The following is a 13,424-nucleotide window of genomic DNA, read 5'->3' as shown; positions in this document are numbered from 1 at the left end:
TGGTCTCGGTTCGTCTGCCACACCCCGAAGGCGGGGCTGTTCAGGGCAGTCTGGAAGGGTGTTCATCGGCTGCCCGCACGGCAGCGACGAAGGCGTTCATGAGTGCCGGGCTCTTGATGCCCTTGGACACCTCGACGCCGGAACTCACATCAACGGCCCAGGGCCGCACGCACCTGATGCCATCGATCACGTTTGCAGGCGTGAGTCCACCAGACAAAACGAGGCGAGAGCTGGCGTTTAGAAGCGGATGTGACCAAGGGAATGCCGTCCAGTCGAAAGTTTGACCACCGCCGCCATAACCCTCGACGTGTGCGTCGAGCAGGATGGCCATGGCGGACGAGTGATCTTCAGCATATTTTAGAAGATCGAAGGCATGCCCGGCGGCTCCGGCGGGTATGCGGGCTGCGCGCAGGAATGGGCGGCCTGCCGCCAGGCAGTCGGCAGGTGACTCGTCACCGTGGAACTGGACCAGGGCATTCGGGACCGCCCGGCAGCCGCTCTGGATGTGTTCGGGGCTGGCGTTGACGAACAGCAGAACGGGCGTCACAAAAGGGGGCAGGCGCCTGGCCAGTTCAGCGGCGCGTTCAGGCGTGACGTGGCGGGGGCTTTTGTCGTACAGCACAAAACCCACAGCATCGGCGCCAGCCTGCGCGGCCGCATCGACGTCGGCCTCGCGCGTGAGGCCGCAAATCTTGATGCGGGTGCGGTGGGTGTTCATGGCAACCAGTCGAAGGCGGGGGTGCGCTCGGGCAATCCCAGTGCAGGATCGTAGACCGGCCCCAGAAAGTACAGGCCCTCGGGGGAAAAGGTGGGGGCGGCAACTTTGCGGCTGCGGGCTTGAAGCACTTCGGTCATCCACTCGGGTGGACGGCTGCCGTTTCCGATGGCGATCAGGCAGCCCATGATGTTGCGGATCATGTGGTGCAGGAATGCAGAGGCCTCGAACTCGAAGCGCCAGTAGGCACCGCGGCGGGTGATTTCGGCTCTCAGGAGGTGCTTGACCGGTGAACGCGCCTGACATTGGGCGGCCCGGAACGACGTGAAATCATGCTCACCCAGCAGCGCTCCAGCGGCCTGCACCATGGGTGCGAGTGCCAGGGGGCGAAACACCCAACCGACCTGACCGGCATCCACACTGGGTCGCACAGGCGATTCGAACAGCACATACGCATAGCGACGGGAGCGTGCGCTGCCACGAGCGTGAAAGCCGCTGTCCACACGGCGCGCCCAGTGAATCGCGATGTCCTCGGGCAAGAAGGCGTTGGTGCCGCGCACCCACGCGTTCTCGTCACGTTCCAGCAAGGTGTCGAAGTGCGCGACCTGCATCAGACCGTGCACGCCGGAGTCTGTCCGGCCCGCGCACACGGTCTTGATGGGTTCGACGGCGCCGAAACGGGTGAGGGCCTGCTCCAGCTTGTCCTGCACCGTGTGGCCTCCGCGCTGGCTTTGCCAGCCTTCGTAGGCTCGGCCGTTGTAGCTCACACCCAGGGCGATGCGGGTTACAACGGGCCCGGTCAGGCGCGGTTTCGGCCTCGGGTCCGAAAGGGTGGTCGGTTCGTGGCTGGCCGAAGGGCTCAAGCCAGATCGGCCAGGAAAGTGCCCGCCTTGGTCTTGAGCGATCCGGAGGCTTCTGCGAGCACTTCCTCGGCGAGCGAGCGGGCGCCTTCAAAGTCACCGATCGCACGGAACTCTTCGGCGAGCGAGAGTTTTGTTTCAAGCGGGTTTTCCTGACCAGACCCGTCTGTGGGGCTCAGGTCGATCTCGGCCGGGGGCTCAAGGTCCAGATTGAGGTTGTTCAGATCGAAAGCCATCAGATCGGGTACGGCAGCAGCAGCTGGCTCGGAGTTGGCCGGCGCTTCAGCGGGCAGGTCCAGGTCGAAGTCCGGCGTTTCTTCGCTCAGATCGAAGGTCGGCGCATCGCTGACAGGGGTCGCGGCTGCGCTGATTCCGCTTTGGGGTTCGGTGGGCAACGATGGCGCGTCGGACTGGAGCGTGCCAGGCTCGGACGGGAAGTCCAGATCGAAATCCATGGACATTGACGGTGGGCCTGAGGCTTCAGCAGGCTGATGGGTGAGCGCTTCGGTGCTTTGAAGATCACCCATGTCCGACAGGAAGGCATCGGGCGCAGCGGCCGCTGGCTCCGACAGGCTCGTTGAACCGGAACCGGCATCGTCGAGCGAGAAGTCGAGATCGAGGTCGAGATCACCCATGCCGGAGGCTGGGCCACCCGGAGATCCCGCCATGGTGCTGCTGACAAACGGCATGGTGACGGCGCCCGCGCCAGCCATGTTCTCAACGGCACCTGGCTTGGGCATCGGTTTGCCACCCGGCTGATACAGCGGATTCGAAGGATCCAGTTCCTTGCCCAGTTCGCAGGCCCGCTCCCATTCCGGTCCCTGGCCTTGCGTCAGGCCGAACGCCTCGGTGGCCACGACTTCGAACGCTCGCGCATCACGGCGCTTGGCATAGATCTCGAGCAGCTTGTTGTGGATGGCGACGCGCGTGGGTGTGCTGCGCATCGCTTCCTTGAGGATCTCCTCGGCTTGCAGGTCGCGTCCGTACGCCAAATAGACGTCGGCCTCGGCCACCGGGTCGACATCGCCTGCCGCATCCAGCTGGCTGGGCGAATAGACCATGGAAGAGCCGGACGCTGCAGATTCGGCGGTGTCGATGCGTTGCCCGCCGCTTGAACCGAAGAATGAATCGGGCTGAAGGCGACTTTCGAGGAACGAGCTGTCGACATTGGCTCCACCCTTGCGTTGGCGCATGCGGTATATGCCGAAGGCAGCCAGCAAAGCCAGCAGGCCACCAGCCAGGGGAAGCACCAGCGGGTTCTCGCTCAACTGGTCCATGAACGAAGGCTCATCGGGCAGCAGCACGGGCGCGGGCGCAGCCACCTTGGGCGCCGGCGTGGGCGATGGAGCGGGGCTGGTCTCGGCGGGCGCTGCAGGCGCTGCCGCAGGGGCCACGTCAGCCGGAGCCGGAGCGGCGCCTGCCAGCGCGGGCGTGTCTGCGGGCGGGGTCGGCGGCTCGGTGCTCGCAGCGGGCGCCGCAGGCGCTGCCGCTGCGCCGGGTGCTGCGGCAGGTGCAGTGGCAGTGGCGGGGGCAACAGGCGTTGCGGGCGCGGGCACGCCCAGCTTGGACAACTCATCGATGTTGCGCGAGAGCTCGGCCACCCGGGTTGACGCTTCCTTGGCCTGGCGTTCCTTGGCGATCTGTTCCTCGCTGGCGGTCTGGCCCGGCGTGGCACCCTTGGAAAGTGTCAGTTTGTCGGCAGCAGGCGCTGCCGGAGCAGCATCTTTCACCTCGGCCTGCACCTGCCCGGCCGCCTGACGGTCGGCCGTGCCGATGTCGGCCTCAGGCGCCGCGCCGGCGAGGCGGCGACGGAATTCATTGAAGTCACGGCTTTGCGCTGCGATGGTCTGGCGTGCCTCGCCTGCATTCACGGCCCCGGCCTGTTCGGCGGTGGGCATGTCGATCACGGCCCCGGCCTTGATCCGGTTGACGTTGCCGCCGATGAAGGCGTTCGGGCTCGAACGGAGCATGGCCACCAGCATCTGGTCCAGTGAGACGTTGCCTGGGCGGTTGGCCGCCGCAATGCGGCCTGCGGTGTCGCCAGCCTGCACACGAATCTGCCCACCACCTGCTGGGCCGGAGGGTGCGGGAGCAGCAACTCGCGGGGGCTGTGCGGCTGGTGCCGCCGCAGTGGCGGGAGCAGTTTGTGCGACCGGCGGCAGTGGCACGCTGGGCAACACCGGCTGCGCACGCGTGGCTGGCGGGGCGCTCACGCCGGGCGCCACGGGCACTGGCCTGGGCGCCGGGCGAAGGTTGGGTGGATCGAACAGCAGCGTGTAGTCGCGGACGATGCGACCGGACGCCCAGTTGGCCTCGACGATCAGGTCCACGAAGGGTTCATTGACCGGCCTTGGGCTGGTCAACCGAAGAAAGGAGCGGCCATCGGCTCGGCGTTGCAGTGAAATCTGCAACCCGGCCAGGGCTGCATTGACCTCCATGCCGGAGGCGCGAAAAGCTTCGGGTGAAGCGAGGCCCACGCGCAGACTGGCTGCTTCTTCAGCGTTGATGTCGGGCACATCGATTTCTGCCCGCAACGGTTCCCCCAGCGCAGACTGGACCACCACGCGTCCCAGGGCGAGAGCCTGTGCGGCACCGTGATGGGTCAGCGCGGCGCACAACAGGGCTGCTGCAGCAATGGCTTGCAAGCCACCAAACCCGGTGATGTGTCGCACCTGGCTCGCCGATTGGAAGGGGGTATGGCGGGGTTTGAATGGCACTTGGACCTCGAAGGAAAAAACCTAATTTTGACCATAACATCAACAGATTACGGTGACAAGCTGAGAATCCGCTTGAGTTTCCCAGCTCACCGTTCGTCGTGTTTGGCCGTTCCTTTTGCGTTGCTGGGTTGCAACGAACCCGGTGGTGATTTCAGCCCGGCCACCCCTGCCGAGGTGGCGGGTCGTTCAGGCGCCCAACAGGATTCGCAACATGCGGCGCAGGGGCTCGGCAGCGCCCCACAACAACTGGTCACCGATGGTGAAGGCACCCAGGTACTCGGGACCCATGGCCAGCTTGCGCAGCCGGCCAACCGGGATGGTCATTGTCCCGGTGACCGCCACGGGCGTGAGGTCGCGCATGGTTGCCTCCCGGTTGTTGGGCACCACGGAAACCCACTCGTTGTCGGCTGCGATCATCGCCTCGATGTCCGCCACCGGCACGTCCTTGCGCAGTTTGAACGTGAGTGCCTGGCTGTGGCAACGCATGGCACCCACACGCACGCAGAACCCATCCACAGGGATGGCCGCAGAACCGAAGCCTTCTCCCAGGCCGAGGATCTTGTTGGTTTCGGCCATGCCCTTCCACTCTTCCTTCGACATGCCCCAACCGGCTTCATCGCGGTTTTTCCCGATCCCCAGATCCTTGTCGATCCACGGGATCAGCGAGCCGCCCAGCGGCACACCGAAGTTGGCGGTGTCGGCGCCAGAGAGCGAACGTTGCTTGGCAATGACCTTGCGATCGATTTCCAGAATGGCGCTCTTGGGATCGTCGAGCAGGCTCTTCACTTCTGCGTTGAGCGTGCCGTATTGGGTGAGCAGCTCGCGCATGTGCTGCGCACCGCCGCCTGAGGCGGCCTGGTAGGTTTGTGTGCTCATCCACTCGACCAGTCCGGCCTTGTACAGCGCACCCACGCCCATCAGCATGCAACTCACGGTGCAGTTGCCACCGACCCAGTTTTTGCCGCCGTTGCCCAGGGCGTTTCGGATCACCGGCAAATTGACCGGATCCAGGATGATGACGGCATCCTTGTCCATGCGCAGGGTCGAGGCCGCGTCGATCCAGTGGCCTTGCCAGCCAGCGGCACGCAACTTTGGGAACACTTCGCTCGTGTAGTCGCCACCCTGGGCTGTGATGATGATGTCGCAGCGCTGCAGGGCCGTGATGTCGTGCGCGTCTTGCAGCGATGTCTCGTTTTTTGCCATCGCCGGGGCTTTGCCGCCCGCGTTGGACGTGGAGAAGAACAGCGGTTCGATCAAGTCGAAATCGCCCTCTGCAACCATGCGGTCCATGAGCACGGAGCCCACCATGCCGCGCCAGCCTACCAGCCCGACGAGAGGCTCTTTCATTCCATCGACGACTTTCATGTCAACGCCCTTTTCAGTTGAAAAACCTGTTTGCCCCGGCTCGTCTTGCCGGGAGGGGGCGTGACGAACCGGAGCTGGATCAGCCCTTGGTGGTGGTTTTGGTGATGGCCGCCACGACCGCGTCACCCATGTCGCGGGTGCTCACCTTGGTGGTGCCTTGCGACCAGATGTCGGTCGTGCGCAATCCAGACGCGAGCACGCTGCTGACCGCACTTTCGATGCGGGAGGCAGCGTCGGGCTGGTTGAGTGAGAAGCGGAGCATCATGGCAGCGGACAGTATTGTAGCCAGCGGATTGGCAATGCCCTGGCCCGCGATGTCGGGTGCGCTGCCATGGCTGGGTTCGTACAGCCCCTGGTTCTTCGTGTTGAGCGACGCCGAGGGCAGCATGCCGATGGAGCCGGTGAGCATGGAAGCTTCATCGGACAGGATGTCGCCAAACATGTTGCCGGTCACGACCACGTCGAACTTCTTCGGTGCGCGCACCAGCTGCATGGCCGCGTTGTCCACGTACATGTGCTCCAGCTCGACGTCCGGGTAAGTGGCATGAACCTCGGTCACCACGTCTTTCCAGAACTGGAAGGTTTCCAGCACGTTGGCCTTGTCGACGCTGGTGACCTTCTTGCTCCGTTTGCGCGCCGCCTGAAAAGCCACGTGCGCAATGCGTTCGATTTCCGGTTTGCTGTAGCGCATGGTGTCGAAGGCTTCCTCGGCACCGGGGAAGTGCCCGTCCGTGGCCACCCGCCGGCCTCGGGGCTGACCAAAGTAGATGTCGCCGGTGAGCTCTCGAATGATCAGGATGTCCAGGCCCGAGATGATCTCGGGCTTCAGGCTGGAGGCGCCCACCAGCTCGGGGTAGCAGATGGCAGGGCGGAAGTTGGCGAACAGGCCCATGTGCTTGCGCAGACCCAGGATCGCCTGTTCGGGGCGCAGCGGGCGCTCGAGCTTGTCGTATTTCCAGTCGCCCACGGCGCCGAACAGCACGGCGTCGGCCTCCATGGCCAGTTTGAGTGTGGATTCCGGCAGCGGGTGACCGTGCGCCTCGTAGGCTGCACCGCCGACCAGGGCCGATTCCATCTCGAACGGGAGGTCGAGCACGTCAAGCACCTTGACGGCTTCGGCGACGATTTCGGTGCCAATGCCGTCACCGGGAAGAACTGCGATTTTCATGGGGTGTGAATGGTTCACCCGGGCAGAAAGCCCGGGTGTTGTCTCTCGTTGGGTCAAACCGGCATGGTGTGGGCAAGCCAGGGCTTGGTGGCCAGGCGCTCGGCTTCGAAGGCGGCGATCTTGTCCTTGTAGCGCAAGGTCAGCCCGATGTCGTCCAGGCCGTTGATGAGGCAGAACTTGCGAAACGCCTGCACCTCGAACGGCAACTCGTCGCCCTGGGGCTTCACGATCACCTGGCGCTCCAGATCGATCGTGAGTTCGTAGCCCGGGAAAGCGAGCACTTCGTCGAACAGCTGTGCCACCTGGGCTTCCGGCAACTGGATCGGCAGCAAGCCGTTCTTGAAACAGTTGTTGAAAAAGATGTCGGCGTAGCTCGGCGCGATCAGCGCGCGAAAACCGTACTGGTCGATGGCCCAGGGGGCATGCTCGCGGCTGGAGCCGCAGCCGAAGTTCTTGCGCGCCAGCAGCACCGACGCGCCGGCGTAACGCGGCTGGTTGAGCACGAACGCCGGGTTGGGCTTGCGGCTTGCAGGGTCCTGCCCGGGCTCACCCTTGTCGAGGTAACGCCATTCGTCGAACAGGTTCTCGCCAAAGCCGGTCTTGCGGATCGACTTCAGGAACTGTTTGGGAATGATCGCGTCGGTGTCGACGTTTTCCCGGTCCATCGGGGCCACCAGGCCCTTGTGCACGGTGAACTTGTTCATTTCTTCTTGGCAGCGTCTTCCAGCACCTGCCCGCCCTTCTGGATGTCCTGGCCAACGCCCTGAACGGTGTTGCAGCCGGCCAGAGCCAGCACGAAAGCGGCGACGAGGAGGGTGGCGATCGATTTCATGGGAGTTTCCTTTCAGACAAATTGACGGACATCGACAAAATGACCATGCACAGCCGCAGCGGCTGCCATGGCGGGTGACACCAGGTGCGTGCGACCACCAGCACCCTGGCGGCCTTCAAAGTTGCGGTTGCTGGTGGAGGCGCAGCGTTCGCCCGGCTCCAGCCGGTCGGCGTTCATGGCCAGGCACATCGAGCAACCGGGCTCGCGCCATTCGAACCCGGCGGCCTTGAAGATCTCATGGAGCCCTTCCCGCTCGGCCTGGGCCTTCACCAGTCCGGAGCCAGGCACGACCATGGCGAGCTTCACGTTTCGCGCCACTTTCTGGCCAAGTTTCTTCACCACGGCGGCGGCCTCGCGCATGTCCTCGATGCGGCTGTTGGTGCAGGAGCCGATGAAGACCTTGTCGACAAAGATGTCGTCGAGTGCCTTGCCGGGCTGCAGTCCCATGTAGGTCAGGGCACGTTCGATGGCGCCGCGTTTGTTGGCGTCCTTTTCCCGATCGGGATCGGGTACGTGGCCGTCGATGCCGAGCACCATCTCGGGAGAAGTGCCCCAGGTGACCTGCGGCACGATCTGCGAGGCGTCGAGTTCGACCACGGCGTCGAAGGTGGCGTCGGCGTCGGATTGCAGGTTTTTCCAGTAGGCCACGGCGTGGTCCCACTCCACCCCGGTGGGGGAGAGAGGGCGACCCCTCACGTACTCGATGGTTTTTTCATCGACCGCCACCAGGCCGGCGCGTGCGCCACCCTCGATGGCCATGTTGCAGACCGTCATCCGGCCTTCGATGCTGAGCGCCCGGATGGCAGAGCCGCCGAACTCGATGGTGTAGCCCGTGCCGCCGGCTGTGCCGATCTTGCCGATGATGGCCAGTACGATGTCCTTGGCCGTGCAGCCCTTGGCCAGCTGACCGTCCACACGCACCAGCATGTTTTTCGCCTTCTTGGCGAGCAGTGTCTGAGTGGCCAGCACATGCTCGACCTCGCTGGTGCCGATACCGTGGGCCAGTGCGCCGAACGCACCGTGGGTGGAGGTGTGGCTGTCGCCGCAGACCACCGTCATGCCGGGCAGGGTTGCACCGTTTTCGGGGCCGATCACATGCACGATGCCCTGGCGCTGCGACATGAAGGGGAAGAATGCAGCCGCACCGAACTCCGCGATGTTGCTGTTGAGCGTGGTGATCTGTTCCTTGCTGATCGGGTCGGTGATGCCGTCATAGCCGAGTTCCCAGCCGGTGGTGGGCGTGTTGTGGTCTGCGGTGGCCACCACCGAGCTCACCCGCCAGACTTTGCGGCCCGCCTGACGCAGACCTTCATACGCCTGCGGGCTGGTGACTTCGTGCACAAGGTGCCGGTCGATATACAGCACGGACGTGCCGTCCTCTTCGGTGTGAACGACGTGTTCGTCCCAGATCTTGTCGTAGAGCGTGCGTCCCATGGCGGTTCCGTTGGTGATCGCGGGTTGCGACCTGAATGCTGGCGAGGCTGCGATTTTACGGGCTCCGAATGAAGAACGCCCGCGGCACCTCGGGTGCTGCGGGCGTGGCGTTCAACGGGCCAGGATCAGCGCGCTTCCAGCGGCTTGATGTCGCGGCGAACCGAGCCGGTGTAGAGCTGGCGCGGACGGCCGATCTTGTACTCCGGGTCACCAATCATCTCGTTGAGCTGGGCGATCCAGCCGACCGTGCGGGCCAGGGCAAAGATGCCGGTGAACAGGTTCACCGGGATGCCGATGGCGCGCTGCACGATGCCGGAGTAGAAGTCGACGTTGGGGTAGAGCTTGCGCGACACGAAGTACTCGTCTTCCAGCGCGATCTTTTCCAGCTCCTTGGCCAGCTTGAACAGGGGGTCGTTTTCCAGACCCAGTTCCTGCAGCACTTCATTGCAGGTTTCCTGCATGAGTTTGGCGCGCGGATCGTAGTTCTTGTACACGCGGTGACCAAAGCCCATGAGCTTGACGCCGGAGTTCTTGTCCTTGACCTTCTCCATGAATTCGCCGACCTTGGACACGCCGCCCTGGCGCTGGATGTCTTCCAGCATGTTCAGGCAGGCCTCGTTGGCGCCGCCGTGGGCCGGACCCCACAGGCAGGCCACGCCCGCAGCGATGGCCGCAAAGGGGTTGGTGCCCGATGAAGCGCACAGGCGCACGGTGGAGGTCGACGCGTTTTGCTCGTGGTCGGCGTGCAGGATGAAGATGCGGTCCAGCGCGCGTTCCAGCACCGGGTTCACGACGTACTCCTCGCACGGTGTGCCGAACATCATGCGCATGAAGTTGCCGGCATACGACAGGTTGTTCTGCGGGTACATGTAGGGCTGGCCCATCTTGTACTTGTAGGCCAGTGCCACCAGCGTGGGCATCTTGGCAATCAGGCGGATCGCGGCGATCTCCCGGTGTTCCGGATTGTTGATGTCGGTGCTGTCGTGATAGAAGGCCGACATGCCGCCGACCAGGCCGGTCAGGATCGCCATCGGGTGCGCGTCGCGCCGGAAGCCGCGCAGGAAAAACTGCATCTGCTCGTTGACCATGGTGTGGTTGGTCACAAGCTTGTGGAAGTCGACGCGCTGCTTCGCACCGGGGAGTTCGCCGTTGAGCAGCAGGAAGCAGGTATCGAGGTAGTCGCATTGGGTGGCGAGCTGCTCGATCGGGTAGCCGCGGTACAGCAGTTCGCCCTTGTCACCGTCGATGTAGGTGATGGCCGACTGGCAGGAAGCTGTCGACAAAAAGCCCGGGTCGTAGGTGAACATGCCCGTTTGTGCGTACAGCTTGCGGATGTCGATCACCTCCGGACCAATGTTTCCGGCGTAGACGGGCAAGTCCACGCTGGGGCTGCCATTGGAGAAAGACAAGGTGGCTTTGTTGTCGACGAGTTTCATGCGGGTTCCTTCTAGTGGGAATGGCTTAAGCGGATTGCCGGGTGGCACGGAGCATGCCCAGCACACGGGTGACATCGTCACGGGCCAGATCGTCCCGGGGTGCCTTGCGGCCGAGCAACAGATCGAGCAGATCGTTGTCGGAGAGGTCCATCAGCAGTCCCAGGGCATCGGCTTGACGGACCGTCAAGCCAGATTCGTGTCGAGCAAAGAAGCGCTCGATGAAAAGATCGTTCTCCAGCAGTCCACGCCGGCAGCGCCACCGCAGCTTGCTCAGCGCGCGCTCGTCGAGCAGCGCGTCCAGGGCCGGGTCGGGATCGGTGGCGGTGCTCATGGCGGTGCTCATGGCGGTGCTGCGATGGCTCTCAGACAGAGCGCATCACCATCATTTCCTTGATCTTGCCGATCGCCTTGGTGGGGTTCAGACCCTTGGGGCAGACGTCGACGCAGTTCATGATGGTGTGGCAACGGAACAGCCGGTACGGATCTTCCAGATTGTCCAGGCGCTCCGCGGTGCCCTGGTCGCGGCTGTCGGCAATGAAGCGGTAGGCCTGCAGCAGACCGGCCGGTCCGACGAACTTGTCCGGATTCCACCAGAAGCTCGGGCAACTCGTCGAGCAGCTCGCACACAGGATGCATTCGTACAGGCCGTTGAGCTCGTCGCGTTCCTCGGGGCTCTGCAGGCGTTCCTTCTCGGGCGGCACGGTGTCGTTGATCAGGTAGGGCTTGATGCTGTTGTACTGCTTGAAGAACAGCGTCATGTCGACAATCAGGTCGCGCACCACAGGCAGACCAGGCAGCGGCTTGAGCGTGATCACGCCGGGCAACGTGTTCATGTTGGTCAGGCAGGCCAGGCCGTTCTTGCCATTGATGTTCATGGCGTCCGAGCCGCAGACGCCTTCGCGGCAGGAGCGGCGGAACGAGATGGACGGGTCGACCGCCTTGAGCTTCATCAAGGCATCCAGCAGCATGCGCTCGTGGCCGTCGAGTTCAACCTCGATGGTCTGCATGTAAGGCTTGGCGTCCTTCTCGGGGTCGTAGCGGTAGATCTTGAAAGTGCGTTTTGCCATGGGAGACTCCGGTGCGTGGGTGCTTAGAAGGTACGAACCTTGGGCGGAACGGACTCAACCGTCAGCGGCTTGAGGTTCACGGCCTTGTAGGTCAGGCTGTTGTCGGCGCTGTGCCAGAGCGTGTGCTTCATCCACTCGGCATCGTTGCGGCCCAGCGGGAACTGGGCATCGTCGGCGGGCCGCTCGTAGTCGTTGACGGTGTGCGCGCCGCGGCACTCGTGGCGGGCGGCGGCCGAGGTCATGGTGGCCTGCGCACACTCGATCAGGTTTTCAACTTCCAGCGCTTCGATGCGCGCGGTGTTGAACACCTTGGACTTGTCCTTGAGTGCGATGTTGTTGACCCGTGCGCGCATCGCATTGATCTTGGCCACACCTTCGTCCATGCTGGCCTGGGTGCGAAACACGCCCGCGTGCTGCTGCATGGTCGCGCGCAGGTCGTTGGCCACGTCTTGCGCGTACTCGCCGCCGGTCGTGCTGTCCAGCCGGGCCAGTCGCGCCAGGGTCTTGTCGGCCGCATCGGCCGGCAGTGGTTTGTGCACCTTGTTCTTGTCGTTGAACTGCACGATGTGGTTGCCGGCCGCGCGACCGAACACCAGCAGGTCGAGCAGCGAGTTGGTGCCCAGCCGGTTGGCGCCGTGCACGCTGACGCAGGAGCATTCACCCACGGCGTACAAGCCGTTGACCACCTGCTGGTTGCCCTGGCCATCGGGGGTGACCACCTGGCCATTGATGTTGGTCGGAATGCCGCCCATCTGGTAGTGGATGGTGGGCACCACGGGAATCGGCTCGCGGGTGATGTCGACGTTGGCGAAGTTCACACCGATCTCGTACACCGAAGGCAGGCGCTTGTGGATGGTCTCGGCTCCGAGGTGGTCGAGCTTGAGCAGCACGTAGTCCTTGTTCGGACCGCAACCGCGGCCTTCCTTGATTTCCTGGTCCATGCAGCGGCTGACGAAGTCGCGCGGAGCCAGGTCTTTCAGGGTGGGCGCATAGCGCTCCATGAAACGCTCGCCTTCGCTGTTGAGCAGGATGGCGCCTTCGCCGCGGCAGCCTTCGGTCAGCAGCACACCGGCACCGGCCACGCCGGTGGGGTGGAACTGCCAGAACTCCATGTCTTCGAGCGGAATGCCGGCACGCGCCGCCATGCCCAGCCCGTCGCCGGTGTTGATGAAGGCATTGGTGGAGGCCGCGAAGATGCGACCGGCGCCGCCGGTGGCCAGCAGTGTGGTCTTGGCCTCGAGCACATAGGTTTCACCGGTCTCCATTTCCATGGCCGTGACGCCCAGCACGTCGCCGCTGGCGTCGCGGATCAGGTCCAGCGCCATCCATTCGACGAAGAAGGTGGTGCGGGCCTGCACGTTCTGTTGATAGAGCGTGTGCAGCATCGCGTGGCCGGTGCGGTCGGCCGCGGCGCAGGCGCGTTGCACCGGTTTCTCGCCGTAGTTCGCGGTGTGACCGCCGAACGGGCGCTGGTAGATCGTGCCGTCCGGATTGCGGTCGAACGGCATGCCGAAGTGTTCGAGTTCGTACACCACCTTGGGCGCTTCGCGGCACATGAATTCGATCGCATCCTGGTCACCGAGCCAGTCGGAGCCCTTGATGGTGTCGTAGAAGTGGTAGTGCCAGTTGTCCTCGTTCATGTTGCCGAGCGAGGCGCCGATGCCGCCCTGAGCGGCCACCGTGTGCGAACGGGTGGGGAACACCTTGGAGAGCACGGCCACCTTGAGGCCGGCGCGCGCCAGCTGCAGCGAGGCGCGCATGCCGGAGCCACCGGCACCGACGATGACGACGTCGAATTGACGCTTGGGAAGGTTTGCAGTTGCGGTCATT

General features: G+C 64.0%; 12 protein-coding genes. All 12 read right to left on the bottom strand.

Annotated features, from left to right (window positions below; all coding sequences use genetic code 11):
* Positions 1-40 precede the first annotated feature (40 nt).
* Positions 41-718, bottom strand: a complete 678-nt coding sequence (locus QUV35_RS02665; protein ID WP_300870633.1) for a phosphoribosylanthranilate isomerase — start codon at positions 716-718, stop codon at positions 41-43.
* Positions 715-1,518 carry a tRNA pseudouridine(38-40) synthase TruA gene (truA, locus tag QUV35_RS02660; protein ID WP_300870798.1) on the bottom strand — a complete coding sequence of 268 codons (804 nt, stop codon included), beginning with the start codon at positions 1,516-1,518 and terminating at the stop codon, positions 715-717. The genes QUV35_RS02665 and truA overlap by 4 nt, the downstream gene beginning before the upstream one ends.
* A 56-nt stretch (positions 1,519-1,574) precedes the next feature.
* Positions 1,575-4,247 carry a FimV/HubP family polar landmark protein gene (locus tag QUV35_RS02655; protein WP_300870632.1) on the bottom strand — a complete coding sequence of 891 codons (2,673 nt, stop codon included), beginning with the start codon at positions 4,245-4,247 and terminating at the stop codon, positions 1,575-1,577.
* Between the two features lie 231 nt (positions 4,248-4,478).
* Entirely contained in the window at positions 4,479-5,639 is a 1,161-nt protein-coding gene (asd, locus tag QUV35_RS02650; RefSeq protein WP_300870797.1) for an aspartate-semialdehyde dehydrogenase, read from the bottom strand.
* A gap of 97 nt (positions 5,640-5,736) precedes the next feature.
* Positions 5,737-6,825 carry a 3-isopropylmalate dehydrogenase gene (leuB, locus tag QUV35_RS02645; protein ID WP_300870631.1) on the bottom strand — a complete coding sequence of 363 codons (1,089 nt, stop codon included), beginning with the start codon at positions 6,823-6,825 and terminating at the stop codon, positions 5,737-5,739.
* Positions 6,826-6,878: 53 nt separating this feature from the next.
* Positions 6,879-7,529, bottom strand: coding sequence for a 3-isopropylmalate dehydratase small subunit (gene leuD, locus QUV35_RS02640; RefSeq protein WP_300870630.1), 651 nt, complete (start codon positions 7,527-7,529; stop codon positions 6,879-6,881).
* The gene (locus QUV35_RS02635) at positions 7,526-7,657 is read right to left on the bottom strand and encodes an entericidin A/B family lipoprotein (RefSeq protein WP_300870628.1); all 132 of its coding nucleotides are present in this window, start codon (positions 7,655-7,657) and stop codon (positions 7,526-7,528) included. The genes leuD and QUV35_RS02635 overlap by 4 nt, the downstream gene beginning before the upstream one ends.
* A gap of 12 nt (positions 7,658-7,669) precedes the next feature.
* A complete protein-coding gene (leuC, locus tag QUV35_RS02630; protein ID WP_300870627.1) occupies positions 7,670-9,091 on the bottom strand; it encodes a 3-isopropylmalate dehydratase large subunit in 1,422 nt (473 codons plus the stop codon).
* A gap of 125 nt (positions 9,092-9,216) precedes the next feature.
* On the bottom strand, positions 9,217-10,527 hold the full coding sequence (locus QUV35_RS02625; RefSeq protein WP_300870625.1) for a citrate synthase: 1,311 nt from the start codon (positions 10,525-10,527) through the stop codon (positions 9,217-9,219).
* Between the two features lie 25 nt (positions 10,528-10,552).
* Positions 10,553-10,870: a succinate dehydrogenase assembly factor 2 gene (locus tag QUV35_RS02620; protein ID WP_300870623.1), complete on the bottom strand. Its 318-nt coding sequence runs from the start codon at positions 10,868-10,870 to the stop codon at positions 10,553-10,555.
* A gap of 19 nt (positions 10,871-10,889) precedes the next feature.
* The gene (locus tag QUV35_RS02615) at positions 10,890-11,594 is read right to left on the bottom strand and encodes a succinate dehydrogenase iron-sulfur subunit (protein ID WP_056271468.1); all 705 of its coding nucleotides are present in this window, start codon (positions 11,592-11,594) and stop codon (positions 10,890-10,892) included.
* 23 nt (positions 11,595-11,617) lie between these two features.
* Positions 11,618-13,423: a succinate dehydrogenase flavoprotein subunit gene (sdhA, locus tag QUV35_RS02610; protein ID WP_300870620.1), complete on the bottom strand. Its 1,806-nt coding sequence runs from the start codon at positions 13,421-13,423 to the stop codon at positions 11,618-11,620.
* Position 13,424 lies beyond the last annotated feature (1 nt).

This window comes from Hydrogenophaga sp., from assembly GCF_030373225.1.
In the GTDB taxonomy this organism is placed as follows: Bacteria; Pseudomonadota; Gammaproteobacteria; order Burkholderiales; family Burkholderiaceae_C; genus Hydrogenophaga.
The sequence above is the reverse complement of the archived record's forward strand: the minus strand, read 5'-3'. Positions and strand labels throughout refer to the sequence as shown.

Coding starts and splice junctions, on each gene's coding strand:
- leuD (WP_300870630.1), bottom strand. CDS start 7,529: ATGAACAAGTTCACCGTGCACAAGGGCCTGGTGGCCCCGATGGACCGG.
- asd (WP_300870797.1), bottom strand. CDS start 5,639: ATGAAAGAGCCTCTCGTCGGGCTGGTAGGCTGGCGCGGCATGGTGGGC.
- QUV35_RS02625 (WP_300870625.1), bottom strand. CDS start 10,527: ATGAAACTCGTCGACAACAAAGCCACCTTGTCTTTCTCCAATGGCAGC.
- leuB (WP_300870631.1), bottom strand. CDS start 6,825: ATGAAAATCGCAGTTCTTCCCGGTGACGGCATTGGCACCGAAATCGTC.
- QUV35_RS02665 (WP_300870633.1), bottom strand. CDS start 718: ATGAACACCCACCGCACCCGCATCAAGATTTGCGGCCTCACGCGCGAG.
- QUV35_RS02635 (WP_300870628.1), bottom strand. CDS start 7,657: ATGAAATCGATCGCCACCCTCCTCGTCGCCGCTTTCGTGCTGGCTCTG.
- QUV35_RS02615 (WP_056271468.1), bottom strand. CDS start 11,594: ATGGCAAAACGCACTTTCAAGATCTACCGCTACGACCCCGAGAAGGAC.
- QUV35_RS02620 (WP_300870623.1), bottom strand. CDS start 10,870: ATGAGCACCGCCATGAGCACCGCCACCGATCCCGACCCGGCCCTGGAC.
- leuC (WP_300870627.1), bottom strand. CDS start 9,091: ATGGGACGCACGCTCTACGACAAGATCTGGGACGAACACGTCGTTCAC.
- sdhA (WP_300870620.1), bottom strand. CDS start 13,423: ATGACCGCAACTGCAAACCTTCCCAAGCGTCAATTCGACGTCGTCATC.